Consider the following 24,696-nt stretch of genomic DNA (forward strand, 5'->3'; position numbering starts at 1 on the left):
TCGTCGGATCAGTTGGCAGCGAGCGCGTCGGCGACGACCTGCAGGCCCTCGCGGAGCAGCTCGTCGGAGATCGACAGCGGGGGCAGGAAGCGGATCACGTTGCCGTAGGTGCCGCAGGTGAGCACTACAACGCCCTGCTCGCCGGCTGCCTTCGCGATCGCGCCGGTCAGCGCTGCCGCGGGCTTCTGCGAACCCGACTCGACGAGTTCGACGGCCTTCATCGCGCCGCGACCGCGGATATCACCGATACGATCGTCCGACTTCTGCAGCTCGCCGAAGAACTCGTCGATGATCGCGCCGATCTCGCGGGCGCGCTCGGTGAGGTTCTCACGCTCGTAGGTATCGATGGTCGCGAGGGCCGCGGCACAGGCGATGGGGCTGCCGGCGTAGGTGCCGCCGAGTCCGCCCGCGTGCGCCGAGTCCATGATGTCGGCACGGCCGGTCACTGCCGAGAGCGGCAGGCCGCCCGCGATGCCCTTTGCCGTGGTGACGAGGTCGGGGACGACGCCCTCGTGATTCGCAGCGAAGAGATCGCCGGTGCGTGCGAAGCCGGTCTGCACCTCGTCGAGGATGAAGACGACGTTGTTCGCGGTCGCCCACTCCTGCAGCGCGGGCAGGAAGCCCTCTGCGGGAGCGATGAAGCCGCCCTCACCCTGGATGGGCTCGATGATGATCGCCGCGAGGTTGCCCGCACCGACCTGCTTCTCGATCTGGGTCAGCGCGACCGCTGCGGCGTCGACGCCCGAGAGGCCGTCGCGGAAGGGGTACGAGGTGGGTACGCGGTAGACCTCGGGAGCGAAGGGGCCGAAGCCATCCTTGTAGGGAATGTTCTTCGCGGTCATGCCCATGGTGAGGTTCGTGCGGCCGTGATACGCGTGATCGAAGACAACGACGGCGTTCTTCTTGGTGAAGTGACGAGCGATCTTAATCGCGTTCTCGACAGCCTCGGCGCCCGAGTTGAACAGTGCCGAGCGCTTCTCGTGGTCGCCGGGGGTGAGCTCGTTGAGCTTCTCGGCGACGGCGACGTAGCCCTCGTAAGGGGTGACGGTGAAGCAGGTGTGCGTGAACTGCTGCACCTGGTTCGTCACGGCTTCGACCACCGCGGGTGCCGAGTTGCCGACACCGGTCACGGCGATGCCGGAACCGAGATCGATGAGCGAGTTGCCGTCGACGTCGACCATGACGCCGCCGCCTGCGGCGACGATGGAGACGGGAAGCGCAACGCCGACGCCTGCAGCGACTGCGGCGTTCTTGCGCGCGAGCAGCTCCTGCGACTTCGGGCCGGGGATGCTGGTGACGAGCTTGCGCTCCTGCGGAAGCGACGGGCCGCCGGTGACTTCAGCCATGACTGATTCTCCTTGTGAGGTTCGGAACGTGCCCGCGACCAGAATCACGGGTTCGTTGTGATGCGGGTTCAGCCTAACCCCTGTGCCATGTTTCGTAATCTGCCACAATGGTGACGATGGACGCCTTGTTTCACCAACATGGCAGAGTTGAGAATGGAGCGCGATGAGTCACGGAACACGACTCGATTCGATGGCGCCACCGACGGGGGTTGCGACCACGACTCCCCCGCCTCACGCCCCCACGATTCAGCTCGGCGAGCTGCTGCACCAGTACCAGCTTGAGCTCTCACTGATCGCCGGCGCCAGCCGCGAGGCCGCTTCGCGCCCCGTGCAGTGGGTGCACGTCAGCGAGCTCGAACACCCAGCGCCATTCTTGACGCCGCGCACCGTGCTCCTGACGACCGGTGCCCGCTTCAGCGCACTCGACGACGCTCGAGATGCCGATGGGTACGTGCGGCGCCTCATCGACGCCGGCGTCACGGCGCTCGGCGTCGCAGTCGGGCTGCACTGGGAGCGCGTTCCCGCATCCATCGTCTCGGCGTGCGACCGTCTCGACCTCCCCCTCTTCCGCGTGCCCTACGACACGGCGTTCATCGAAATCGTGCAGACCGCCGCGCGACTCCTCGATGCGCAGGCCCGCGATCGCGACATCTGGTCGCTCGAGTCGCAGCGGGCCGTCGCGAATGCGTCTCTGCACCGTGACGGGCTCGGAGCCGCCATTCGCGAAGCCTCGGGCCGTCTCGGTCGCTGGGTGTGCCTCACCGACCGGTTCGGGCGCATTGTCGAGTTCGCTCCGCAGGCCCAGCGATCCACGTTCCCTGCAGACGGAGTGCGCCGTGAATCCCGACGCATCATCGAGCGCGGAGTGAGCGCCGGCCGCATCGAGAACGAAGACGGTACGGGCATGCAATTGCAGGCGCTCGGCCGTCAGGGGCACGTGCTCGGCGTACTCGCGGTTGAGGAGCGAGGGATCACCGACACCGCGGAGCGTGCTTTGCACGGGCTGATCGCGGCGCTCGCAACGGTGCAACTGGAGCACCGCAGCGGCATCCGGTCAGCGCAGACCGCGCTTCGCGACGCGATCTTGGAGCTCCTGCTCGCCGGCCAGATCGAACTCGCCGAGCGTCTCTCGCGCGGCACGCTCTCGCGTTTCCCGCAGGGGCCAGTGGTGGCGGTGCGCTACGCGGTTCCGGATCACCTCGACCCGACGTTCGCCGAAGATCTGCAGTCGCTCGACGCCGGCAGCCCCGGCCTCTTCACGGCCGCGCTCAACGGCGCACCGCTCATGGTGGCCGAGGTGCGCCACCTTCCGGCGATCCGGCGCCTGTTCGCCTCCCACCAGCTCGCTGCCGGCATCTCTGAGCGGGGTGCGCTCACCCGCTTGCACGAAGCGGCGGCCGAAGCCGACCTCGCGCTCGACCGAGCCCTCGCGACTGACGCCGGCGGATCGGTCGACTATCTCCCGGCACTGCATCAGGGAGTGCTGCATCTGCTCGACGCCCAGCCCGAGGCACGGCGACGCGCCCAGCTGCTGCTCGCGCCGGTACGGCACCACGATGAGCGCCACGACGACCACATCGAAGAAGCGCTTGCCGTATGGCTTGCGCACCACGGGCAGACCAGCGCCGCTGCCACCGAACTGGGACTGCACCGGCACACGCTCAAAGCTCGGGTGCAGACCGCGGCCCAGTTGTTGCAAAGCGATCTGGACTCCCCCGACACTCGCGCCGAATTGTGGGCGGCGCTCCGTCTCACGGGGCGTGCCGAATAGTTCCCGGCCCGCCCCGCGCACAGACCACCTAGTCCCAGTTCTCGATGTCGGGGATCTCATCCACGATCGTCGTACTGATTGCACTCGCGCCGATGACATCGCCGGGCGCAAAACCCGGGTACTCGCGAGAGACGCGTTCGAGCACGTCGCGGGTACCGATGAGCCGCCCGGTCGCATCATCGAAGATCAGCTGAGTGATGACGTCGGGCAGCACGTGAATCGACACGCTGGTGCCCGCTCCGATCGAGATTGTGGAGTCCTTGGGCGACGCCCACTCCCGACTTGCGTCGTAGCCCGCGAAATACGTCACTTCGAGATCCGAGTCCGTGGCAAGGAGGCGATATGCCGCTGCACGAAGGTCACCGGGCAGACTCTGGTCAGCTGCGATCGACCAGGCGCCGTATGCGATGGCGCGCTTCTCGGATGAGATGGGCGCGTCATCAGTTTCTCGCTGACGCGCTTCTTCGAGGACGTACGCGCGCAGTGCATCGACATCGGTCGGCGCCTGTGACCGGCCCTCCGCCGCTCCGCGCGGCCAGGTGTCGTCATTCTCCGCCCCCGGCGCGGGTTCGGCCGACGGGCCCGTCACCGCGTCATCGACGACCGCGAACTCTTCGCGCACCTGAAGTTCGAGGTCGCCGCCCGAAGGGTAGATCAGCTGTCGACCGAATGTTGCTGACTGGCGCACCGTGTACGGCGCGTCCGTATCTGCAGGAAGGTAGGTCGCCACCTCGTACTGAGACTTCTCAAGCGCAGCCGGCTCCCCCTCGTTCTGGAAGTCGTCGACGTTCCACATCGAACCGAGCCCCTCGGAGTGAGAGACGACACGCAAGTACTGATCTGGAGCCAGCTCGGCGTCCGCGACGAGCGCCTGATCTGCTGCACGCCCGAGAAGTTCGGCGGCCTGAGCTGATGTGTCGACCGGCGCGATCGGGCTGAGCACTGGGGCCGGCGTCGCGACAATCGCGACGCCGGCAACGGCTCCGGCTGCAATCGCCCCGATACCGGCCCAGGTCATTCGTCTGCGGCGAGAGCGCGTGCGGACGCGCGTCGACGATTCCGCCGTCCCCGCAGTGCTGTGCGCGAGGTCGCGTTCGAATCGTGCCAGACCGCGCACGACATCATCGCCGGTCGGTTCGACGTCGCCGACGCGTTCACGCGCTCGGCGCACGGACGACAGTTCGTCGTGCTGCAGTGTATTCATCGGCATTCTCCAGTTCGCGGGCCGCACCCGCAGCGAGTTGTGTACGAAGGATGCGCCTGACACGATGCAGTCGAGACCGCACGGTGCCTTCCGGAATTCCGAGCGCGATAGCGATGCCCGCGGAGTCGAGCCCCGACCAGGCCGAAAGCATGAGCACGTCACGGTCGCGCTTGGGCAACCGTGCGATGGCCGCAGAAATCGATCTCACGGCTGTATCCGTGTCGAGGCGAGCATCGATCTCGTCACTGGGATCGTGGCCCGAGTGCAGGGTGCCATCGCCGCCGACCCCGCCCACTGCGGCGACGAGGCGCCACAGATCGGCTTCCTGCCGGCGTCGCCGACGAATCAGACGGGTGGAGATCCCGAGTATCCACGGGAGCGCACCGGGAACCGCCACATCGTAGGTGTCGCGTCGCTCGAACGCCACCAAGAACGTCTCGGCGACGAGGTCGTCGGCAACATCACGGCCGAGTCGCGAGATGGCATAGCGGAACACCGCAGCAGCATGTCGTCGGTACAGCTCGGTGAAGGCCTCGGGCTGCTCGCGCGCGCTCGCGATGATCTCGGCATCGCTCTGCACGTAACTGGATCTCATACCGAGTATTGCCACCCCGGTACCGGGGCGTTCACGATTCGCCTCAGATCACTGAAAACGGCCGCAGGATCAGCCCTGCGCAGTTTGCGCGCGCACGTCGATGCGCACGCTCACCTGAATGTCGCGGGCGGTGACCTCGGGTGCGAAATCCTTTGCGGCGGCCATCCGCATGACAGGCGGGCCGGGGAACCCCGTATCGCTCGCGTCTTCGACCGAGGTGATCTCAACCCCTGGTGCGCCGAGCGCCGTCGCGTAGTCTCCCGCCGCCGCACGAGCGTCGGCGACCGCCTCGGCTCGGAGCTCGCTGATCACGGCTGCGCGGCGCTCGGCACTGAGTTCCCAGCTTGCATCGGCATCGGCACCGTCCTCGATGAGGCCCGCGATAAGTTCGCCGGCGCGCTGCGGGTCGTGCAGCGTCACCGACACCGACACCGCGGCGCTGTGCTCGACGACGCGTACGCCGCCCTCGCCCGACCATGAACTGCTCGACGTGCTGATCGGGTCCGCGATGTATGCGTCGGCGCCGCCCGCGGTGACGACAGCGCGGAGACGATCGAGCACCCGATCCTGCAGCGCATTGGCACTGGCGACCACGTTGTCGCGCGATGCGTCTGCGAATCGCGCCGATGCGCGCACGGTCGCCTGGTCCGCGGGCAACGATCGCGTCGCTGCGCCAGTCACTCGAATCTCAGTCATCGCTGCTCCGATCGTCGGTCGAATCCACGTGCCCCTGCCCTGCGCGTGCACGCCCTGGCACCACAGTAGAGGCTCTCGGCGCATCGGCGCCAGGAAGTCGCACGGTGTACGGATCCCACCCCTGCGCAGCAAGCGCTTTGCCGTCGAGCCGAAGGCTGGTTCCCGTGCCGGGGAGCACAACGGTGCCGATTCGATGGAACCCACTCGGAAGAGCCACCGACGCAGGGAATGTCGCCAGAAGACCGTGGTCTTCGCCGCCGGTGAGCATTGCGGTCAGCGGCACCGACACCCCCTTCTGCTCGCCAAACGACGCCAGCAAGTGCTCCGCTGACAGATCGACGCCGACCCCGCTCGCGCGCGCGAGGCGCTCCGCATCGATCGACAGCGAATCTGACACATCCATCATTGCGGTCGCCCCGAACTGCGCGGCAATGACCCCCAGCGGAATCGGCGGCGCGGGCGCGAGCTGCGCAGCGAGCACCTCGGGGTGGGTCGCCCAGAGCTGGGGCAATACACGATCGTGCGCGATGCCCTCGCTGTCGGCCGCCTCCGCGAAGAGCAGCGATAGGCCGAGACCCGCGAGGCCGAGCTCCCCCGCGTACGCGACGACATCACCCGGGCACGCGCCGCCACGCAACACCGGCGCCCGTCCGTCGAGGTCACCGATCGCGGTCACCGCGGCCGTCACGACGGGGGCGCGCCCGAGGTCACCGCCGACCACCCCACACCCCGGCGCGAGCATGCGGCATGCGGCATCGAGCCCCTCCGCGATGCGCTCGAGCAGCACGACCGGGGTGTCGTGCGGCACGGCGAGCGCAACCGTGAGCGCCGTCGGCCTCGCGCCCATTGCCGCGACATCAGACAGATTGGTCGCCGCCAGCTTCCACCCCAGTTCGAACCCGTCATGCCAGGCCAGACGGAAATCAGGGCCCTCGATCATGGTGTCGGTCGTCACCACGATGTCGCCGGAATGCCGAACGACCGCGCAATCATCGCCGGGACCGACCGACGCCGCCTCGGCGGCCGCGAAGCGAGCGAGCACACGCGCAAGCACGCCGCGCTCCCCCAACGCTCCCACGGTCATTTCAGGTTCTTCGACAGGCGTCACGGCTCCACGCTACCGGGCGACCGCCCCGAGCGCCCGAGACGGCACCGTGCGGCGATCCACCAGATGCCGACGAGTAGGCTGGCGGGGTGAAGTCTCGTGCCCTGAAGATCGCCGCATCGACCGCCGCACTGCTGGGCGCGGCATCCCTGCTCACCGCGTGCGCACCGACGGTGCCCATGACTGCGGCCGACGATGCCAACAATCCCGCGTGCGCGAACGTCATCGTGCGCCTGCCAGACACGGTCGCGGGGCAGGATCGCCGCACCACCAACGCTCAGTCGACCGGGGCGTGGGGTGACAGCGCGGTCCAATTGATCTGCGGCACCGAACCGAGCGGGCCGACCACCGATGCCTGCGTCGACGTAAACGGAGTCGATTGGGTGATCGACGACTCGGCTGCCCCCATCTACAAGTTCGAGCCGTACGGACGCACCCCCGGCATCGTGGTCTACGTTGACTCCGAGCAGGTCAGCGGAACCGAGACGACCGTCGACCTCAACAACGTTGTGCAGCAGTTGCCGCAGGAGCGCCAGTGCACGGCCCTCTCCGATACGTTCGACATTCCCGGCGCGAAACAGTAATCATCGCGCCGGGAGACGCCCCGGATCGTGCTGTCGGTCAGTGGGCCGGGCGACGCTCGATGGCGAGCTCGATGAGTTCGGTGATGAGATCGGTGTAGCTGAGACCCGATTCTTCCCAGAGGCGCGGGTACATCGAGATCGGCGTGAAGCCGGGAAGCGTGTTCAGCTCGTTGAGCACGGGGCCGTCTGCCGTGAGAAAGAAGTCGATGCGGGCGAGCCCGGCGCACTGTGCAATCTCAAACGCGTGCACTGCGTCCCGCTGCAGCGCCGCGAATTCGGATTCCGTTACCGATGCCGGCAGCTGGAGTTCAACGCCCGAAGCACCCAGGTACTTCGCGTCGAAATCGTAGAATCCCGAACCGCTGATGACGATCTCGCCAATCACCGAACTCGTACGCGGGCGGTCGTCGCCGCGCCCCTCGAGCACCGCGATCTCGACCTCGCGGCCGATAATGGCGGATTCGATGAGCACCGTGCGATCCTCCGCGAACGCGACCTCGAGCGCGGCGCCCAGTCCCGCAGGCTCCGTCACCTTACTGACTCCGACGCTCGAACCGGCACGCGCCGGCTTCACGAAGAGCGGATAGGTCAGGCCCTCGTCGAGACGCGACACGAGATACGGGTCGTGATCGAGCTGAGAACGCGTGACGGTGTTCCACGGGGCCACCGCGATGCCGGCATCGGCAAGCACCGTCTTCACCGCGTGCTTGTCCATGCACAGCGCCGACCCGAGCACTCCGCTGCCGACGTATGGCATGTCGACGAGTTCGAGCATGCCCTGCACCGTGCCGTCTTCGCCATACGGTCCGTGCAGCATCGGCAGCACCGCGTCGACATGGCCGAGACTGCGCAGTGTGCCCTGCTGATCGATCACGGTGACCGCACGCGTCGCGGTCGACGCCGGCCAGAGCACGCGCGTGCCGTTGTCGCGCACCTCGGGCAGCACCGCGGCGTCGAGTCGGTACTCCGAGAGATCTTCTTCCTGCATCAGCACGGTCGCGCCGTGCTTCGTGATGCCGACCGGAATTACGTCGAACTTCTCACGGTCGATCGCGTGCAACACGCCGGCGGCGGTGACGCAACTGATGCCGTGCTCGCTCGATCGGCCACCGAACAGCAGCACGACGGCGCGCTTCGCGTGTTCACTGCCCTGGGGCTGAGTCTCAGTCACGAAGATTCTCCTTTAAAACGGTTGAATAGTCGCCGGATTCTTCCGGCCTGCGGTGCGGCGAGACTGAGCTCGGCCTGAGGCACCTCGTCTTCGGTCGCCAGGTGCGGGCCGAGGTGCTTCGGCGCCATGCGCCCGCTGAGCACCATCTGCACCTGCTCCACGATGGGCATGACGATGCCCCGTTCACGGGCGAGTTCGAGCACGGGCGGCACCGAGGTGATGCCCTCGGCAACTTGCTGCATCTGTTCGCGGGTCTCCTCCTGCGTGTACCCCTGCCCGATGAGTCGCCCCGCAGTGTTGTTGCGCGAAAGCGGGGACTGACAGGTGGCGATCAAGTCACCCAGACCTGCCAACCCCGACAGCGTCGCCGGGTCGGCCCCGGATGCCACCGAGAACTCGGTCATCTCCGCCAATCCACGCGTGATGATCGCGGCTTTCGTATTCTCGCCGTACCCCACTCCGTCAACGATGCCAATCGCCAGCGCGATCAGATTCTTCAGCACGCCGCCGAGTTCGGTACCCACCACATCGGTGTTCACGTACGTACGGAAGTAGGGAGCGTTCGCGGCCGTGGCCACCTCTTGCGCAACGCCCAGATCGACGCATGACGCGACCGCGCCCGTGGGTTGCTCCTTGGCGATCTCAAGCGCGATGTTCGGGCCCGAAATCACCGCGATGCGCTCGGGGTCAAGATCGAGCGTATCCGCGATCACCTCGGACATGCGCATGGTGGTGGTCTTCTCCACACCCTTCACCAGGCTGACGAGCACCGAGCGGCGATCGAGAAACGGCTCGAGGTCGATGAGATTCTGACGGAGCGTCTGGCTGGGCACAGCCAGGAACACGAGGCGAGCGCCCTTCAGAGCAACCGAAAGATCATCGGTGGCGCTGAGCCGCTTGGGCAGATTGATGCCCGGCAGGTACTGACTGTTGCGCTTCGCCACGCGGATCTCATTCGCGACTTCGGGGCGACGGGCCCAGATCGTGACGTCGCACCCAGCATCGGCGAGCACCTTGGCGAAGGTCGTGCCCCAGCTTCCGGCACCGATGACGGCGACCTTGCGGCCCCGATTCTTCGTCGCGCTCGCAGACACTACGGGCACGGGTCGAGTACTCAAAAGCGTCCCGTTTCACTCTGCTGGTGCTTACTCGGATCCCAGCGCTCAACGGGCGGCGTCTCGCCGCGCAGTTCCGCGAGCAGCGCAGTGATGGCGTCCATGAGCTCGCGCGTCGCTTCGTTGATGACGCGCTGATCGAGGGGCCGGCCCTCGAACTTGCTCAGATCGAGCGGCGCCCCGATCGATACCTCGATCGTCTTCCGAGGGAACGGGTGCAGTCGCTTCGCATACCGCGGCATCAAGTGCTGCGTGCCCCAGTGCGCCACGGGGATCAGCGGAATACCCGACTCAAGCGCGAGACGCACCGCTCCACTCTTGCCGCGCATCGGCCAGAGGTCGGGATCGCGGGTCAAAGTGCCCTCGGGGTACACGATGACACCCTGCTGGCGTTCGATCAGCAGCGACGCCGCACTCATGGGGTTTCCGTCCCGGGCGGCAGAACGAGCGGCGCCTTCCCGCTGCACTGGGATCTGCCCTGACGCGCGCATCAGCCACCCGAGTACCGGCACCTTGAAGAGACTCGCCTTCGCCATGAAGCGCGGCAACCGACCGAGATGCCAGACCGCGGCACCCATGGCGATCGGATCGACTTCGCTGTAGTGGTTGGGCGCGAGAATGAACGGCCCGCTCTCGGGCAGCTTCGATTTCGGCGTGAAGCGATAGCGCACCATCATCGACCAGAACGGCAGTATCAACGATGCGAGCACCCAGAACGCTGAGGGTCGGCGTTTCTCCGCGGAAAGCCGGCTGCGGAATTTCACCGTGTCAGTCATACGTCCATTATCCCGAAGCGGCGGTGGCCCGGAAGCATACGCTCCGGGCCACCGCCGCATTCGCAGAAAATGATTGCTGCGGGATCAGCTTTCGTAGACGAAATCAGCCCCGAGCAGGTGCAGCTTCTCGATGAAGTTCTCGTAGCCGCGAGAGATGATGCCGAGGTTTGTGACCTTCGACTGACCTTCAGCAGTGAGCGCTGCGATCAGGTGGCTGAATCCGCCGCGCAGGTCGGGAACCTCGATATCGGCGCCGTGCAGGTGCACGGGCCCGGTGATCACCGCTGCCTGCTCGAACTCGCGACGCTTGACGCGACGGTTCTCGTCGTGCAGCCCCTCCTTGTAGACCACGATGTCCGCTCCCATCTTCACGAGTGCGTCCGTGAAGCCGAAGCGGTTCTCGTAGACGGTCTCATGAATCGTCGACTCGCCCTGCGCGAGCGTGAGCGCGACCACCAGGGGCTGCTGCCAATCGGTCATGAAGCCGGGGTGCACGTCGGTCTCGATCACGACGGGCTTGAGCTCGCCGCCCGGGTGCCAGAAACGAATGCCGTCGTCGTGGACGTCGAAATCGCCCCCGACCTTGCGGAACACGTTCAGGAAGGTCATCATTTCTTCCTGCTCGACACCGCCGACGAAGATGTCGCCCTTGGTCGCGAGCGCGGCAGCAGCCCAGCTCGCGGCTTCGTTGCGGTCGAAGATCGCACGGTGGTCGTAGCCGCGCAGCTCGGGAACGCCCTCGATGAAGATGACACGGTTCGGCTCCATCGAGATGATGGCGCCCATCTTCTGCAGGATGCAGATGAGGTCGACGATCTCGGGCTCGATCGCCGCGTTGCGCAGCTCGGTCTGGCCCTCGGCGAGCACGGCGGTGAGCAGCACCTGCTCCGTGGCACCGACGGACGGGTAGGGCAGCTCGATGTTCGCTCCCTTCAGCCCGTTCGGGGCCGTCAGGCTGATGCCGCTCGGCAGCTTCTCGATGACGGCACCGAACTGACGCAACGCATCGAGGTGGAAGTCGATCGGGCGGTCGCCGATGCGGCACCCGCCGAGATCAGGGATGAATGCTTCTCCGAGGCGATGCAGCAGCGGCCCGCAGAAGAGGATCGGGATGCGCGACGAGCCCGCGTGGGCATCGATATCGGCCTGATGCGCAACCTCGACGTTCGATGGGTCGAGGCGCCATTCCCCGGCCTGATCACCCTTGGTGATGAGCACGCCGTGCAGTGCGAGCAACCCGGCGACGACGCGAACATCGGAGATGTTCGGCACATTGCGCAGCACGCTCGGCGTCTTGCCGAGCAGCGCCGCGACCATCGCCTTCGTCGCGAGGTTCTTCGCACCGCGCACCTCGATGCGCCCCTTCAGCGGTCGACCACCGTTGATGATGATCTCGTCGGAGGTGAGGCCGACTCGGGCGCCTGCGCGCTGTGCGTCGAGCTTGCGCCCGGCGGCATCTGCGTCTTCGATTGCGGTCTCGACCGCAGTGTCTTCGGTCGTGAGCTTCTCGGTCATGCGGCCTCCACGGGAGTCGTCGTCGGCATCCAATTCGGGCGCTTCGCCTCGAACCGGGTGATCGCATCCGCGTTGCGGAGCGTCAGGGAAATATCGTCAAGGCCTTCGAGCAGGCGCCAACGCGTGTAGTCGTCGACGTCGAACGCTACGGTCAGGTCGCCGACTGTCACCGTGCGATCCTCGAGACTCACCGTGAGCTCGACGCCCGGCTGCGCATCGATGGCCGCCCAGATACGCTTCACGTCGTCTTCAGGGACAACCGCAGCGAGCAGGCCCTGCTTGCCCGAGTTGCCGCGGAAGATATCGGCGAAACGCGGAGAGATGACCACCTTGAACCCGAAATCGCGCAGTGCCCAGACGGCGTGCTCGCGCGACGAGCCGGTGCCGAAATCGGGGCCCGCGACGAGAATCTGCGCTCCCTGGAACGCCGGCTGGTTGAGCACGAACTGCTCGTCCTGACGCCAGTGGTAGAAGAGCGCATCGTCGAAACCGGTCTTGGTGACCCGCTTCAGGAAGACAGCAGGGATGATTTGATCCGTGTCGACATTCGAGCGCTGCAGCGGCGCTGCGATGCCCGTGAACGTGGTGAACTTATCCATGGCTCAGGCTCCTGCCTGCTCGGAGACGGGCATGATCGGAATGCGTCGCCGCACCGGGAGTTCGGAGCCCTCAGGCGCGTCGTGAGACACCCCGTTCGCCGCGTCCTCCTGCAGATCCCACGGGCTCGAGAGCGTGCCGCGAATCGCGGTTGCCGCCGCCACGAGTGGTGAGACCAAGTGGGTACGACCGCCCTTGCCCTGCCGGCCTTCGAAGTTGCGGTTCGACGTCGACGCGCACCGCTCACCCGGCGCCAGCTGATCCGGGTTCATGCCCAAGCACATCGAGCAGCCCGCGAAGCGCCATTCGCCACCGAATGCCTCGACGATACGGTCGATGCCCTCGGCTTCGGCTTCAGCGCGCACTCGAGCGGAACCGGGAACGACCATCAGCCGCACGCCCTCCGCCTTTTGCTTGCCCTTGATGAGATCCGCGAAGGTGCGCAGATCATCGAGTCGGCTGTTCGTGCACGATCCCATGAAGACCGCGTCGACCGGAATCTCCTTCATCGGGGTGCCCGCAGCGAGATCCATGTACTCGAGTGCACGCTCGGCTGCGGCGCGCTCATTGGGATCGGCGATGAGCTCGGGGTTCGGCACCGTGTCGCTGAGGAGCACACCCTGGCCGGGGTTCGTGCCCCAGGTGACGAACGGCTCGAGCTCGTTCGCATCGATGAACACCTCGGCGTCGAACACCGCACCCTCGTCGGTGGGCAGCGTCTTCCAATATGCGACCGCGTCGTCCCAATCGGCGCCCTGCGGTGCATGCGGGCGACCCTTGACGTACGCGAAGGTCGTCTCGTCGGGGGCGACCATTCCGGCGCGCGCACCGGCTTCGATCGACATGTTGCACATCGTCATGCGGCCGTCCATTGACAGGCCACGAATCGCGGAACCGCGGTACTCGAGCACGTACCCCTGCCCGCCACCGGTCCCGATCTTCGCGATGACCGCGAGGATGATGTCTTTCGCCGTCACGCCCGGGCGCAGTTCACCATCGACGTTGATCGCCATGGTCTTGAACGGCTTGAGCGGCAGCGTCTGAGTCGCCATCACGTGCTCGACCTCGCTGGTGCCGATACCGAACGCGAGTGCACCGAAGGCGCCGTGCGTCGAGGTGTGGCTGTCACCGCAGACCACGGTGATGCCCGGCATTGACAGACCGAGCTGCGGGCCGACGACGTGCACAATGCCCTGCTCGCGGTCGCCCAAGGGATGCGCGCGCACGCCGAACTCGGCGACGTTATGACGCAGCGTCTCGATCTGCAGACGGCTCGTCGGGTCTTCGATCTCGCGAGTGATGTTGAGCGTCGGAGTGTTGTGGTCTTCCGTTGCGATCATGAGATCGACGCGACGCAGGGGCCGATCGGCGACACGCAGGCCGTCAAACGCCTGCGGACTGGTGACCTCGTGAATGAGGTGAAGATCGATGTAGATCAGGTCGGGCTCGCCGTTCTCGCCCTTGACGACCACGTGGTCGTCCCACAGCTTCTCTGCCAGGGTCCGCGGCCGATCGGCCGCCTCCGTCGCATTCTGCTCGCTCATGTGTGCTTCTCTTCCCGGTTTCGTGCACTCAGCACTGTGCTGTTCAACACCGCGCGGCACGAAACTATTTCGCAAGCTCTGACGCGGCGGATCGACCATGCGCGAACTCCGCGACGGGCGGTCGATGGACTAGACCCCGTCGCGGCTGTGAAGAAGCAGAGCCCGCGAACGCATGCCGAGAGTCTACCACCGCGCGGCCCGGGCAGCCTGCATTCGGCGCCCGGGCCGAGCAGGGGCCTAGTGGCGGTTGACCCGGTCGTGGTGCTGGCCGGTCGAATCGTGCGGCTCGGCCACCCCCAAGTGCAGGCGCTCTCCGCTCGCCTTCGCCTCCCGGTTGGCCTTGATCAGGCTCGCGATGGTCGCAATCGCCATTGCACCGACGATGAATCCGAGTGATACACCTGTGGTGATCTCAGGAACGGGAACATGCTCGCCTCCGTTGATGAACGGCAACTCGTTTTCGTGGAGCGCGTGCAGGATCAGCTTCACGCCAATAAAGGCCAGAATCGCGGCAATGCCGTACTTGAGGTATTCGAGACGTTCGAGCAACCCGCCGAGCAGGAAGTAGAGCTGACGCAGGCCCATGAGCGCGAAGACGTTCGCGGTGAACACGATGAACGGGCTCTGCGTGATGCCGAAGATTGCCGGAATCGAGTCGAGGGCGAAGAGCAGATCGGTGAATCCCAGCGAGATCAGCACGAGGAGGAACGGAGTGAACATGCGCTTGCCGTCTACGGTGGTGCGCAGCTTGCCACCGTCGTAGTGCTCGCTGAACGGCATGACCCTCTTGATCTGGCGAATGATCCAACTGTCGCCCTCGTCGTCGTGACCGCCCGGCTTGATCTGCTGCCACGCGGTCCAGATGAGCCAAGCACCGAAGACGAAGAAGATGGCGATGAAGCGCTCGATCACGGCGGCACCGACCAGAATGAACGCGCCACGGAAGAGCAGTGCGAGCACGATACCGATCATGAGCGCGCGCTGCTGGTAGGCGCTCGGCACCTTGAAACTTGCGAGGATCAGCACGAACACAAAGAGGTTGTCGATCGACAGGCTGTACTCCGTCAGCCAGCCGGCCAAGAACTCGGTGCCGTGCTGCACGTCGCCGAGCAGGAAGATCGCTCCGGCGAAGACCAGTGCCAGCAGCACGTAGAAGCCGACCCACAGGCTCGCCTCGCGCATCGATGGGACGTGCGGGCGACGAATGATCAGGGCGAGATCGACGACGAGAATCGCAACAAGCGCGACCATCGATCCGATTTCGAACCAGAGCGGGAGAACTGAGGTCACCGGGGTGCACTTCTTTCGGCAGGGCGCGGCGGGCGCGCGAATGACCGAAAGTCTCTCCCCGGTGCTTGACGTCATGTCTGCGGCACCGCGCCCGGACCGGCACCGCTACGGAGCGGCACGTATTGACGACACGGGCGAACCGGGATACTCCCCTTCGCTCGCAACAGTGTACTCGCACGCGGAGACCGTGACGCAGGTTGTTTACGAACGCTCAACCGCGCTGCGCTAGCATCATGCCATTCACATCATGAGAGGGCCCACCACGTGAGCAAGCGACCCAACACCATCGAACGCAGCACCGAAGCCGGCCCCGGGGTCGCGTCGCGCACGCTCGCCGGCTTCATCTTCGCGAGCCGCTGGCTGCAGGCACCGCTGTATCTCGGCTTGATCGTGGCACAGGCCGTGTACGTCGTGCTCTTCTTCGTAGAGCTCTGGCACCTGGTCGAGAACGTGATCGCGACCGGCCACATCACGGAAACCGATGTGATGCTCAGCGTGCTGGCGCTCATCGACATCGTCATGATCGCCAACCTGCTCATCATGGTGATCATCGGCGGGTACGAGACCTTCGTGTCGAAGATTCGCGTCGAGGGTCACCATGACGAGCCCGAGTGGCTGTCGCACGTAAACACGAACCTGCTGAAGGTCAAGCTCGCAGTTTCCATCATCTCGATCTCATCGATCCACTTGCTCAAGACATTCATCGAGGTCGGCCGCATGCACGACGGCCTCGTGAAGAACGCCAACGGCACCGTGCTGTACTCGTCGGAGGGCGTGATGTGGGAGGTCGCCATTCACCTGGCCTTCATCGTCTCCGCGATCGCGCTCGCCTGGATCGACCGGATGAGCCAGCACCACGCACCGGCGGCACCGAGCGGCCTGAGCGCGGGAGCGATCGAGGCGGGGCTGCGCGGTGACGCGCCTCCGGCCGCGCCGACTCCCGCGACGGTTGCTCCGGTTGCGGCGCCCGCAGTCGAAGGATTCGTCACCGTGCGACTGCCGGCGGGCGCACAACTGCCCGAGGGCGCCGAAGTGGTCTCGCACGACCGCTAAGGTGGTACCCGGCCGGAATTCCCGGCCCACGCGCGAGTGGCGGAATTGGCAGACGCGCTGGATTTAGGTTCCAGTGTCTTCGGACGTGGGGGTTCAAGTCCCCCCTCGCGCACGTGGCGTATCAGCGCACCGACCCGGCCCCGGCAGGTGGCCACACCGCCGAGATATCGGTGAGCGGCACCGCCGCCGGCCCGGCCCCGTGCACCTCTCGGAATGCGCGTGAAAACGCGGGCAGGTGCGCGTAGCCCAGATCACGGGAGATGCGCGACGCCGCCTGCCCTTCGTTGAGGCGGTTGCGGGCACGGGTCATGCGCGCCGCACGAAGCCAGGTCGCACTCGACTCCCCCGCGCGCTCGCGAACGAGCCGCCTGAGATCGCGCTCGCTGTCGTCGAGTAGCGCTGCGATGTCGGTGAAACTCCATTCGGGTCGCAGCGACACAGCGCTCGCAAGCGCTGCGAGCCGGTGGTCATCCGCGTCGGTGGGCGCAAGAGAGCCTCCGCGGAGCACCGATGCGAATCCCGCCTCGACGCCCTCGGCACCGGTGCCGGTCGCACCCGGCCTGGCATACGCATCGATCATCCACGCGATCGCATCGATATCGAGCCGTGGAGCCAGGTGCACCGGGCCGAGCGGCATCCCCACCGCACCCGCCCGGCCCGATCGATACCCGATGGGCAGCATGAGCGACCCGGCCGGCACCGTGACACGGTTGCGCAATCCTGCGGGGAGCACCACGGCGTCTCCCTCACGCAGGCGCATCGGCCGCCCGCCAATGGTCACATCGACGACGCCGAGCGCTGCCCACACGGCGACGTGCGCGCCGTTCACCCGCTCCCAGGTGCGGGTCTCCGCCAGTGCGACCGGAGGAACGATCTGCGCCCGGGCGAGCTCGGCACCCGTCGCGGTACGACGCCACTCGCCAGGTGGTGATCCGACAATCTCACGAAAGGCCCGCACGAACCCGGGCACGCTGCGAAAGCCGACTCGGTGCGACGTCCATTCGAGATCACGGCCACTCCGCAGGAGTTCGGCGGCCGCATGAATGCGCGCGCGACGCACCCACGCGGTGAGCGACAGCCCGGTTTCGGCACGGAATCTCCGCTGTACCGAGCGCATGCTCCAGCCGGTGACCGCGGCATCGAGCGCCGCAGCGAGATCGAGGTCGGGATTGTCGGCCAACGTGTCGGCGAGGTCGTGGAGCTCGGCCGAGACCGGTGCCGGAGGGGGCTCGACGAACACAGACGTCTCAAGGCGCACGGAAACACCGCGCGCCGCGCCGTCATCGAGGTGCCCGAGCCCTCTCGAGAAGGCCGCAAGCAGAACCGGCAGGTGTTCGATCGCGCCGGGAATCTGCGCAATGACCGCGGGCCCCGATGCGTGTCCGGGAACCGGGAGCACGATGCCGGTTACTGACGCGAGGGACGCATCCACGATCGACCCCGCCGGCACCCAGAGCGCATCACCCGTCGCGATGCTGCAGTCGACGTCACCCACGGTGATCGTGCACGTACCGCGCACCGCGACGTACAGCAATGGTTCGGCAATGCGCCCGGTGGGTCCTGGTAACACGGTGTCGTTCTCCATCAACAGATGCAAGTTAGGCTCAACTAACTTAGGGTACCGCGCGGCGATTCGCCCGCGCTGAACTCGATTCCACGGAGGTGCGCCGCATGGCGAAACCCCTTGCCCCGATCATTCTGGCCGCCGCGTTGACCGCGCTCCTTGCAGGCTGCAGCACGAGCAGCGCAGCGACTGACGCCGACGCCACCCAGTCCTCCAATTCCTCGGGCGATTGGCCGCGCACAATCACCCACGAATCCGGCGAGACCGAGATCGAGGCGGCACCGCTGCGCATCGTCTCCACGTCTCCCTCGATCACCGGCAGCCTGCTCGCCATCGACGCACCGCTCGTTGCCTCCGGCGCCACCACGGTTTCCCCGTTGACCGACGACCACGGGTTCTTCACGCAGTGGGCCGATGTGGCTGAAGACCGGGGTGTCGAAGTCGCGTACACCGACCTCACCCTCGATGTCGATGCCGTCGATGCGTTCGAACCCGACCTGATCATCGGCTCCGCCAATGGCGGCGACGCCACCGCCGACGCCTACGATCAGCTCTCCGAAATCGCACCGACCGTCATGCTCGACTACAGCAGTATCACGTGGCAGGAACTCACGACCGAGCTGGGTGAGATCACCGGGCTCGAAGACGCTGCGGCGGATCGTATCGCCGAGTACGATGACTGGGTCGCCGACCAGGCCACCCGCATCGAGCTCCCGGAGCAGCCGACCACCGCCCTGGTCTACATGGGCGCCGACGGCTCGTGGGCGTTCACTGCGGATAGCCCGCAGGCCGAACTGCTCACATCGCTCGGCTTCACCTACGCACCGGTCGCCGAGAAGTATCAGACCGACGACGCGCAGGGACGCGGCGTCGACGTGCTCACCTCCGAGAACACGTCGGCTGGTCTCGCAAACGCCGAAACCGTGCTCGCCGTCGCGATGGGCGGCGGGGATCCTGCCGCAGACTTCTCCGGCGATCCATTGCTCGCCAATCAGCCGGCCGTGCAGAACGACCGCGTGTACTCCATGGGCACCCAGGCGTTCCGACTCGATTACTACAGCGCAAAACTGACCGTCGAGCTGCTGGTCGACACCTTCAGCAACTGACCGCGATGACCATCACCTCACCGGGGCGTCGTGCCGACGCGCACGGCGCTCCGGAGCACCCCGAAGAGCCGTCCGGCACCGCACCTGCGAACCCGACATCGCGCACCCGCCGATCTCCGCGCAGGCGCACCGCGGCGATGCTCGGCGGCGGAGTCGCCCTGCTCATCACCGCGTCGGTGCTCGGTCTCGGTCTCGGCTCCCACTCGGTGCCGCCCGGCACGGTCGTGCAGGCGCTCGTCGCGTACGACCCGAGCAGTGACGCGCACCTCATCGTGGTGCAGTCCCGTCTGCCGCGCATACTGCTCGGCGCGCTCGTGGGCGCCGCACTCGGGCTCGCGGGGGCGCTCATGCAGTCGATGACGCGCAATCCGCTCGCCGACCCCGGCATCCTCGGCGTCAACGCGGGTGCGTCACTCTGCGTCGTCGTTGCGATCGCATACTTCGGAGTGCACAGCGTCACGGGGTACATCTGGTTCGCGTTCGCGGGCGCTGCACTCACCGCAGTGCTCGTCTACGCGCTGGGTACCGCACGACGGAGCGCCGCGACGCCGGTGCGCATCGCGCTCGCAGGCACCGCCGTCGCGATCGTCATCTCCGCACTGACGCAGATGGTACTCATCAGCAACGAGACGAGCTTCACGATCTTCCGATACTGGGCGCTCGGCTCGCTCCAGGGGCGCGGAGCCGACGTCATCTGGTCGGTGCTGCCGTTCATCGCGGTCGGACTGCTCGTTTCCGGCTTGCTCGCGGGGCCGCTCAACGCGCTCGCGCTCGGCGACGATGCTGCGAGTGCCCTCGGTACGCGCGTCGCAGGGACGCGGATCGGCGCCGCAGCAGTGGTTGTGGTGCTCGCCGGTGCCGCCACCGCGGCGGCCGGTCCGATCGGATTCATCGGTCTGGGCGCCGCGCACATTGCTCGATTCGCCGCAGGCAATGAGCACCGTCGACTCCTCCCCGCATCGATCGTCGTCGGCGCGGCCCTGCTGGTCACCGCAGATACGCTCGGTCGCGCGCTCGTCGCCCCCGCAGAGTTGCAGACCGGCCTCGCTGCGGCCCTGTTCGGCGCGCCACTCTTCATCGCACTCGTGCGCTCACGCCGGGTCGCCGCGCTGTGAACAGGCGAGCGATCGCGCAGCGCCGCGCTCCGCGGTCCCGGATCATCGTGCGGATCGGCAGCTCCAGCTTCGTGATGCGGCGGCGTCTCGCGCGCAGCGTGGCGATCCTCGTCGCCCTGGTGGCCGTTGTCGTGATCGCCGCGGTCATCGTGGGGAGACAAAGCCTCGAATTCGCGGAGATCACGGCCGTACTGACCGGAGACGCCCGACCAGCACTCGAACGCTCGGTGTTCAACCGGCGCCTGCCGCGCGCACTGACCGCCGCGCTCGTCGGGGCGCTGCTCGGCATGAGCGGCGCCGCATTCCAGTCGCTCTCGCGCAACCCGCTCGGTTCCCCCGACATCATCGGATTCACTTCAGGCGCGGCGACCGGTGCGGTCTTTCAGATCGTGGTGTTCGACGGCGGAATGCTCGCCACCGCAGCCGCTGCCGTACTCGGCGGCGTGCTGACAGCACTGATCGTGTACGCGCTGGCCCGCCGCGACGGCGTCACCGGCGGCCTCCGGCTCGTGCTCGTCGGCATCGGCGTGGGTGCCGTGGTGAGTGCGATCACCGCCCTGCTCATCGCCCGCGCCGACGTCGACGACGCCCTGCTCGCCCAGGTATGGACATCTGGCTCGCTCATCGGTCGCGGCTGGCCGCACGTGTGGGCCACCACGGCTGCACTCGCCATCGTGCTGCCACTGCTGCTCTGGCTCGGCCGCGATCTCGCGCTCATCCAGATGGGCGACGACAGCGCACACGGGCTCGGGGTACGCGTCGAACGCACTCGATTTCTGGCCATGGTCGTCGCCGTCGTCGCCGCGGCGGTCGGCACCGCGGCGACGGGGCCCATCGCATTCATCGCGTTCGCGTCCGGGCAGATCGCACGCCGACTCGCCCCGGTTCCCGGAGCCCTCATCGGCCTCTCCGCTCTCGTCGGCGCCGCTCTGCTCGTGGGCGCCGACCTCCTCGCCCAGAATCTCGACATCGGCCTGCGCACGCCGGTCGGGCTCGTCACCAGCGTGCTCGGCGGCGTCTACCTCCTGTGGCTTCTCGCACGCCGCGCTTGAACGGAACTCTATGCACCACGTACCCACCACCCCACGGCTCGCCGCCGCGCACCTCGACGTCGGCTACGGTCACCGGCAGATCATTTCGGACCTCACGTTCGCGGTACCCGACGGCGGGTTCACGGCCGTCATCGGCCCGAACGGATGCGGCAAATCGACGCTGCTGCGATCCCTCGCCCGCATGATGACCCCGAGCTCGGGTGCAGTCACCCTCGACGACGCCGATCTGTCGACCATGCGTGTGAAGCAGGTCGCCCGCACCATCGGCACCCTGGCGCAATCTCCCGTCACCCCGGCGGCGATCACCGTGGCCGATCTCGTTGCGCGCGGCCGCAATCCGTATCAGTCGCTGCTGCGCCAGTGGTCTCCCGACGATCAACTCGCCGTCGACGGAGCGCTCGCCGAAGTCGGATTGACCGCTGATGCCGACCGGCTCGTCGAAGAGCTCAGCGGCGGGCAGTGCCAGCGCGCCTGGATCGCGATGGCACTCGCGCAAGAAACCCCGATCCTGCTGCTCGACGAGCCCACGACCTACCTCGACATCGCGCATCAGATCGACGTGCTCGATCTCTGCTCCGAGCTGCACTCGCGCGGTCGCACGCTCGTCGCGGTGCTCCACGACCTCAACCTCGCCGCGCGGTACGCCACGCATATCGTCGCAATGCGCGATGGTCGGATCGCTGCAGCCGGCGCTCCCGATGAGGTGCTCACGGAACCGACCCTGCGCGAGGTGTTCGGGCTCGACGCGCGCGTCATCAACGACCCCGAGACCGGTCGACCGCTGGTGATCCCGCGCGACCGCCGGAGGCCTCTGAACCACACACCCACGACCGCCGCGGCACCCGTCGCGGCAGAACAGGAGCGCTCATGACGCAGCCCACCCCCGAAAGCTCAACCCCGCTGCAGGAGCGATCCGCCGTGCAGTCGTCGGACCACAACCGAGGCCTGGTGCTCGGCACCGCGACCGTGCGCAGCATCGACGACATCACGGCGGAGCTCGCCCGCGTCGTTCTGCACATCGAGGGTCTCTCAGACGAACCGCTCTGGACCGCACCCAACGTCGCGATTCGCTTCTACCTCGACGACCGATTCGAGGCGTCGACCCGCGTCTACACCGTGCGGTCTGCCGATCTGAACGCCGACACGATCGAGGTCGATGTCGTGCGGCACGGTGCGCGCAGCCCGATGATGCAGTGGCTGCAGACGCTGCGCATCGGCGACACCGTCTCATTCGGTGGCCCGCGCCCGCACTTCCCCATCCCGGAAACCGAGGGCCGTGCGGTCGCGATCTTCGCCGATGCGACCGCGATTCCGGCGCTCTACGCGATCCTGATGCAGGCGCGCCCAGGTCTGAGTGGAGTGGGCTGGGTCGCCACCGACGACACGGTGGCCTTCGGCGAGCTCCCCCAACTGCCAGGGCTGAAACTCACACGGTTGGCACCGGGCGCCGGGTTCTCTGAGCAGCTCACGTCGATCGACCTGCCCGGCGAAATGGTGGTGTGGGGCGCCGGCGAGCGCGACGAGATGCGCACCGTGCGGTCGTTCTTCCGCTCGGAGCACGGACTCGCGAAAGACGACGTCGCCGTGTTCGGCTACTGGAAGCGCGGCACGACCAACACGCAGATCGATGAGCAGCGTCTCGCCGCCTACGAGAAACTCCTCGCGGAGGGCGGCTCGCTCACCGAGCTTGACGACCTGTCGCTCGCCATCTGACCCGTCACGCGCTGGTTCGGGCACCCGCAATCTACGGACGCCCGAACCAGCGGGTCAGCGCTGCGCAGCGCTGCGACGCAGCACGAGGGCAGTAGCGCCCAGGAGCAGCAGCGCACCTCCCAGCGCAAGAGCGGGCAGTACCGACGCCGCACCGGTCTGCGCGAGCGCATCCGTCGTTCCCGTCGTCAGGTCGGTGCCGTTGGCGTTCACCGCACCGTTCGCCTGCTCGCCGGCGACTGGGGCGATCTCAACCGCCGCCCCGCCGACCTCGACGCCGTTGATCAGCAGCACGACGCGGTGCGCGCCGCTCAGCGACTCAGGCAGGGTCGCGGCCATCGTAAAGGCACCGTCGGCATCGGTCGTCACGTCGGCCAGCTTGACCGGATCGGAGTGCAGTTCCAGCGAGAATCCGCTCGTCGATGGCGCGAACCCGGTGCCATTCACCGAAATCGTGCCACCGGGCACCAGTTCGCCCTGCACCGAGAGGGCGCCGAGCACCGTCGAGGGGTCGGAGGGCTGCTCCGTTCCGGGTTCCTCAGTACCAGGCTCCTCGGTGCCGGGCTCCTCCGTCCCAGGTTCTTCCGTGCCCGGCTCTTCCGTACCGGGCTCTTCCGTGCCGGGCTCCTCGGTCTCCGGCAGCGTCGCCTTGTACGCCATCGCGTAGGCAAGCTTGCCCGGCTTCGCGGCCTCGTACGGCTGCGACAGCTTGTCCCACTCGCCCTTGTTCTCTTTCTTGCCATCGTTCCACTCGGCGAGTGCGCCGAGATCCGCGGCGGTGAAGTCGCTGTACACGACGCCATCCTTCGGGAGGGCGACCTGCTGCTCAGAGAGCGCCCGCACGGTGGCGAGGTAGCTCTCGCGATCGCTGCTGTTCCAGCTCGCGAGATATGCGGGGTTGCTGTCGCGCAGCCATGCGCCCCAGTAGAACTCCTGGAACGGGATGGTGCCCGACGCGAATCCGATGTCGCGTGCGAAGTACAACAGGCTGCGGTTGGGGTCGTCCGCGAAGTTCTTCATGCCCACCGCAGTCGGAAGCTGATCGGGGGTGATGGCCGAGCCGTCGACCTGCTCGAGCCACGTCCACTTGTTCGCGATCATCGTCTGCCAGAACTGCTCGGGCGCCTGATCTGAGAGGTTCGCGACCACGCGCAGACGCACGTGCAGGTCGAGCCCTCCGTCGGGCGTTTCAGCAAGCGACGTGAGGGTGTGGTGCCCGTCGGTCAGATACGGCACCCCTTCGGGGCCGATGACGACGGTCTTCATTGCCGCCCGGCTCTCGTCGGTCTCACTGCCCAGCGGCAGTTCGCAGGTGAACGACGCGGGATCGCGGAGCGTCGCGGTCGGTTCAGCGGCGACGGCATCCAGCTGCCCGTTGGCCTCGCACCAGTCGCCGAAGCGCTTGTTCACGGCGTCCTTGCCCAGGGTCGCGTCGTAGCGCCCGAGCTTGTAGTAGATCTCGTCGTAGCCGATCGACGGCTGCGTCGGGTGCACGTCGCCGATGCGCACGTCGAGCAGATCGCCCGCTTCGGCGTCGGCGTAGCCACCCGCAGCGGCGGTGTCGAGGGTCGGATCGGCAGCCTGCGTCACGCCGGAATCAGTGAGGGGGTCGGCGAGCGCCGGTGCGGCGACGCCCGCGACGAGCGGTGCGGCCAGCAGCGCGGTGGCGACGCTGAGCGACGCAAACCGGCGGCGCGCACGCGGAACGGCAGAATTCGGGGTGGGGAGCACGGAGGCCTTTCCTGATCGAATGTCGGATCGGCGCGACCGTTTCCAACCGCAACCTC

At 66.9% G+C, this 24,696-nt stretch carries 22 protein-coding genes and 1 tRNA gene; 9 read left to right on the forward strand and 14 right to left on the reverse strand.

The annotated features are described in order from the left end of the window. Nucleotides 1-8: 8 nt before the first annotated feature. The gene (gabT, locus tag ACZF5Y_RS09065) at nt 9-1,346 is read right to left on the reverse strand and encodes a 4-aminobutyrate--2-oxoglutarate transaminase (RefSeq protein WP_497532321.1); all 1,338 of its coding nucleotides are present in this window, start codon (nt 1,344-1,346) and stop codon (nt 9-11) included. A 163-nt stretch (nt 1,347-1,509) separates the two neighbouring features. Between gabT and ACZF5Y_RS09070 the strand changes: the two genes are divergently transcribed. Continuing rightward, complete coding sequence (locus tag ACZF5Y_RS09070) at nt 1,510-3,117, forward strand: PucR family transcriptional regulator (RefSeq protein WP_497532323.1); 1,608 nt, start codon at nt 1,510-1,512, stop codon at nt 3,115-3,117. A 28-nt stretch (nt 3,118-3,145) separates the two neighbouring features. Here ACZF5Y_RS09070 and ACZF5Y_RS09075 read toward each other — a convergent pair whose 3' ends face one another. From ACZF5Y_RS09075 to thiL, 4 genes are all read right to left on the reverse strand, one after another. Next, a complete protein-coding gene (locus tag ACZF5Y_RS09075; protein WP_497532324.1) occupies nt 3,146-4,321 on the reverse strand; it encodes a hypothetical protein in 1,176 nt (391 codons plus the stop codon). Continuing rightward, on the reverse strand, nt 4,272-4,916 hold the full coding sequence (locus ACZF5Y_RS09080) for an RNA polymerase sigma factor (RefSeq protein ID WP_497532325.1): 645 nt from the start codon (nt 4,914-4,916) through the stop codon (nt 4,272-4,274). The genes ACZF5Y_RS09075 and ACZF5Y_RS09080 overlap by 50 nt, the downstream gene beginning before the upstream one ends. A gap of 69 nt (nt 4,917-4,985) precedes the next feature. Further along, complete coding sequence (locus tag ACZF5Y_RS09085) at nt 4,986-5,612, reverse strand: SIMPL domain-containing protein (RefSeq protein ID WP_497532326.1); 627 nt, start codon at nt 5,610-5,612, stop codon at nt 4,986-4,988. Next, nucleotides 5,605-6,696, reverse strand: a complete 1,092-nt coding sequence (thiL, locus tag ACZF5Y_RS09090; protein WP_497535323.1) for a thiamine-phosphate kinase — start codon at nt 6,694-6,696, stop codon at nt 5,605-5,607. The genes ACZF5Y_RS09085 and thiL overlap by 8 nt, the downstream gene beginning before the upstream one ends. A 110-nt stretch (nt 6,697-6,806) precedes the next feature. Between thiL and ACZF5Y_RS09095 the strand changes: the two genes are divergently transcribed. After that, the gene (locus ACZF5Y_RS09095) at nt 6,807-7,301 is read left to right on the forward strand and encodes a DUF3515 family protein (RefSeq protein WP_497532327.1); all 495 of its coding nucleotides are present in this window, start codon (nt 6,807-6,809) and stop codon (nt 7,299-7,301) included. Nucleotides 7,302-7,338: 37 nt separating this feature from the next. On the opposite strand, the gene ACZF5Y_RS09100 is transcribed toward ACZF5Y_RS09095, so the two are convergent. The 7 genes from ACZF5Y_RS09100 to ACZF5Y_RS09130 form a co-directional block, all read right to left on the reverse strand. After that, the gene (locus tag ACZF5Y_RS09100; RefSeq protein ID WP_497532328.1) at nt 7,339-8,472 is read right to left on the reverse strand and encodes a D-alanine--D-alanine ligase family protein; all 1,134 of its coding nucleotides are present in this window, start codon (nt 8,470-8,472) and stop codon (nt 7,339-7,341) included. Then, nucleotides 8,469-9,566: an NAD(P)H-dependent glycerol-3-phosphate dehydrogenase gene (locus tag ACZF5Y_RS09105; RefSeq protein ID WP_497535324.1), complete on the reverse strand. Its 1,098-nt coding sequence runs from the start codon at nt 9,564-9,566 to the stop codon at nt 8,469-8,471. The genes ACZF5Y_RS09100 and ACZF5Y_RS09105 overlap by 4 nt, the downstream gene beginning before the upstream one ends. A 20-nt stretch (nt 9,567-9,586) precedes the next feature. Continuing rightward, nucleotides 9,587-10,363, reverse strand: a complete 777-nt coding sequence (locus tag ACZF5Y_RS09110) for a lysophospholipid acyltransferase family protein (RefSeq protein ID WP_497532329.1) — start codon at nt 10,361-10,363, stop codon at nt 9,587-9,589. Between the two features lie 84 nt (nt 10,364-10,447). Further along, entirely contained in the window at nt 10,448-11,878 is a 1,431-nt protein-coding gene (gene murA / locus ACZF5Y_RS09115; protein WP_497532330.1) for a UDP-N-acetylglucosamine 1-carboxyvinyltransferase, read from the reverse strand. Next, nucleotides 11,875-12,477 (reverse strand): 3-isopropylmalate dehydratase small subunit, encoded by a 603-nt coding sequence (leuD, locus tag ACZF5Y_RS09120; RefSeq protein ID WP_497532331.1) that lies wholly within the window; start codon nt 12,475-12,477, stop codon nt 11,875-11,877. The genes murA and leuD overlap by 4 nt, the downstream gene beginning before the upstream one ends. Nucleotides 12,478-12,480: 3 nt before the next feature. After that, a complete protein-coding gene (gene leuC / locus ACZF5Y_RS09125) occupies nt 12,481-14,019 on the reverse strand; it encodes a 3-isopropylmalate dehydratase large subunit (RefSeq protein ID WP_497532332.1) in 1,539 nt (512 codons plus the stop codon). Between the two features lie 237 nt (nt 14,020-14,256). Next, nucleotides 14,257-15,309, reverse strand: a complete 1,053-nt coding sequence (locus tag ACZF5Y_RS09130; protein ID WP_497532333.1) for a TerC family protein — start codon at nt 15,307-15,309, stop codon at nt 14,257-14,259. A gap of 264 nt (nt 15,310-15,573) precedes the next feature. Between ACZF5Y_RS09130 and ACZF5Y_RS09135 the strand changes: the two genes are divergently transcribed. Then, on the forward strand, nt 15,574-16,362 hold the full coding sequence (locus ACZF5Y_RS09135; RefSeq protein ID WP_497532334.1) for a TIGR00645 family protein: 789 nt from the start codon (nt 15,574-15,576) through the stop codon (nt 16,360-16,362). Nucleotides 16,363-16,392: 30 nt separating this feature from the next. Continuing rightward, nucleotides 16,393-16,474 (forward strand) — tRNA-Leu (locus ACZF5Y_RS09140). A gap of 9 nt (nt 16,475-16,483) precedes the next feature. Here ACZF5Y_RS09140 and ACZF5Y_RS09145 read toward each other — a convergent pair. Next, on the reverse strand, nt 16,484-17,947 hold the full coding sequence (locus tag ACZF5Y_RS09145) for a helix-turn-helix transcriptional regulator (RefSeq protein ID WP_497532335.1): 1,464 nt from the start codon (nt 17,945-17,947) through the stop codon (nt 16,484-16,486). A gap of 86 nt (nt 17,948-18,033) precedes the next feature. On the opposite strand from ACZF5Y_RS09145, the gene fepB reads away from it, so the two are divergent. Genes fepB through ACZF5Y_RS09170 form a run of 5 tightly spaced genes read left to right on the forward strand, consistent with a single transcriptional unit; the run spans nt 18,034 to nt 22,912 of the window. Next, nucleotides 18,034-19,032 (forward strand): Fe2+-enterobactin ABC transporter substrate-binding protein, encoded by a 999-nt coding sequence (fepB, locus tag ACZF5Y_RS09150; RefSeq protein WP_497532336.1) that lies wholly within the window; start codon nt 18,034-18,036, stop codon nt 19,030-19,032. A gap of 5 nt (nt 19,033-19,037) precedes the next feature. Continuing rightward, nucleotides 19,038-20,147, forward strand: a complete 1,110-nt coding sequence (locus ACZF5Y_RS09155; RefSeq protein ID WP_497532337.1) for a FecCD family ABC transporter permease — start codon at nt 19,038-19,040, stop codon at nt 20,145-20,147. A 47-nt stretch (nt 20,148-20,194) separates the two neighbouring features. Next, nucleotides 20,195-21,199: a FecCD family ABC transporter permease gene (locus tag ACZF5Y_RS09160; RefSeq protein ID WP_497532338.1), complete on the forward strand. Its 1,005-nt coding sequence runs from the start codon at nt 20,195-20,197 to the stop codon at nt 21,197-21,199. Nucleotides 21,200-21,209: 10 nt separating this feature from the next. Continuing rightward, nucleotides 21,210-22,070, forward strand: coding sequence for an ABC transporter ATP-binding protein (locus ACZF5Y_RS09165; RefSeq protein WP_497532339.1), 861 nt, complete (start codon nt 21,210-21,212; stop codon nt 22,068-22,070). Beyond that, nucleotides 22,067-22,912: a siderophore-interacting protein gene (locus tag ACZF5Y_RS09170; protein WP_497532340.1), complete on the forward strand. Its 846-nt coding sequence runs from the start codon at nt 22,067-22,069 to the stop codon at nt 22,910-22,912. Before ACZF5Y_RS09165 ends, ACZF5Y_RS09170 begins: the two co-directional genes overlap by 4 nt. Nucleotides 22,913-22,966: 54 nt before the next feature. Here ACZF5Y_RS09170 and ACZF5Y_RS09175 read toward each other — a convergent pair whose 3' ends face one another. After that, entirely contained in the window at nt 22,967-24,640 is a 1,674-nt protein-coding gene (locus ACZF5Y_RS09175) for a ParB/Srx family N-terminal domain-containing protein (RefSeq protein ID WP_497532341.1), read from the reverse strand. Between the last annotated feature and the right edge of the window lie 56 nt (nt 24,641-24,696).

This window comes from Leucobacter sp. WKLB1 (assembly GCF_059696215.1).

Coding starts and splice junctions, on each gene's coding strand:
- gabT (WP_497532321.1), bottom strand. CDS start 1,346: ATGGCTGAAGTCACCGGCGGCCCGTCGCTTCCGCAGGAGCGCAAGCTC.
- ACZF5Y_RS09070 (WP_497532323.1), top strand. CDS start 1,510: ATGAGTCACGGAACACGACTCGATTCGATGGCGCCACCGACGGGGGTT.
- ACZF5Y_RS09075 (WP_497532324.1), bottom strand. CDS start 4,321: ATGAATACACTGCAGCACGACGAACTGTCGTCCGTGCGCCGAGCGCGT.
- ACZF5Y_RS09080 (WP_497532325.1), bottom strand. CDS start 4,916: ATGAGATCCAGTTACGTGCAGAGCGATGCCGAGATCATCGCGAGCGCG.
- ACZF5Y_RS09085 (WP_497532326.1), bottom strand. CDS start 5,612: ATGACTGAGATTCGAGTGACTGGCGCAGCGACGCGATCGTTGCCCGCG.
- thiL (WP_497535323.1), bottom strand. CDS start 6,696: ATGACCGTGGGAGCGTTGGGGGAGCGCGGCGTGCTTGCGCGTGTGCTC.
- ACZF5Y_RS09110 (WP_497532329.1), bottom strand. CDS start 10,363: ATGACTGACACGGTGAAATTCCGCAGCCGGCTTTCCGCGGAGAAACGC.
- murA (WP_497532330.1), bottom strand. CDS start 11,878: ATGACCGAGAAGCTCACGACCGAAGACACTGCGGTCGAGACCGCAATC.
- leuD (WP_497532331.1), bottom strand. CDS start 12,477: ATGGATAAGTTCACCACGTTCACGGGCATCGCAGCGCCGCTGCAGCGC.
- leuC (WP_497532332.1), bottom strand. CDS start 14,019: ATGAGCGAGCAGAATGCGACGGAGGCGGCCGATCGGCCGCGGACCCTG.
- ACZF5Y_RS09145 (WP_497532335.1), bottom strand. CDS start 17,947: ATGGAGAACGACACCGTGTTACCAGGACCCACCGGGCGCATTGCCGAA.
- fepB (WP_497532336.1), top strand. CDS start 18,034: ATGGCGAAACCCCTTGCCCCGATCATTCTGGCCGCCGCGTTGACCGCG.
- ACZF5Y_RS09155 (WP_497532337.1), top strand. CDS start 19,038: ATGACCATCACCTCACCGGGGCGTCGTGCCGACGCGCACGGCGCTCCG.
- ACZF5Y_RS09165 (WP_497532339.1), top strand. CDS start 21,210: ATGCACCACGTACCCACCACCCCACGGCTCGCCGCCGCGCACCTCGAC.
- ACZF5Y_RS09170 (WP_497532340.1), top strand. CDS start 22,067: ATGACGCAGCCCACCCCCGAAAGCTCAACCCCGCTGCAGGAGCGATCC.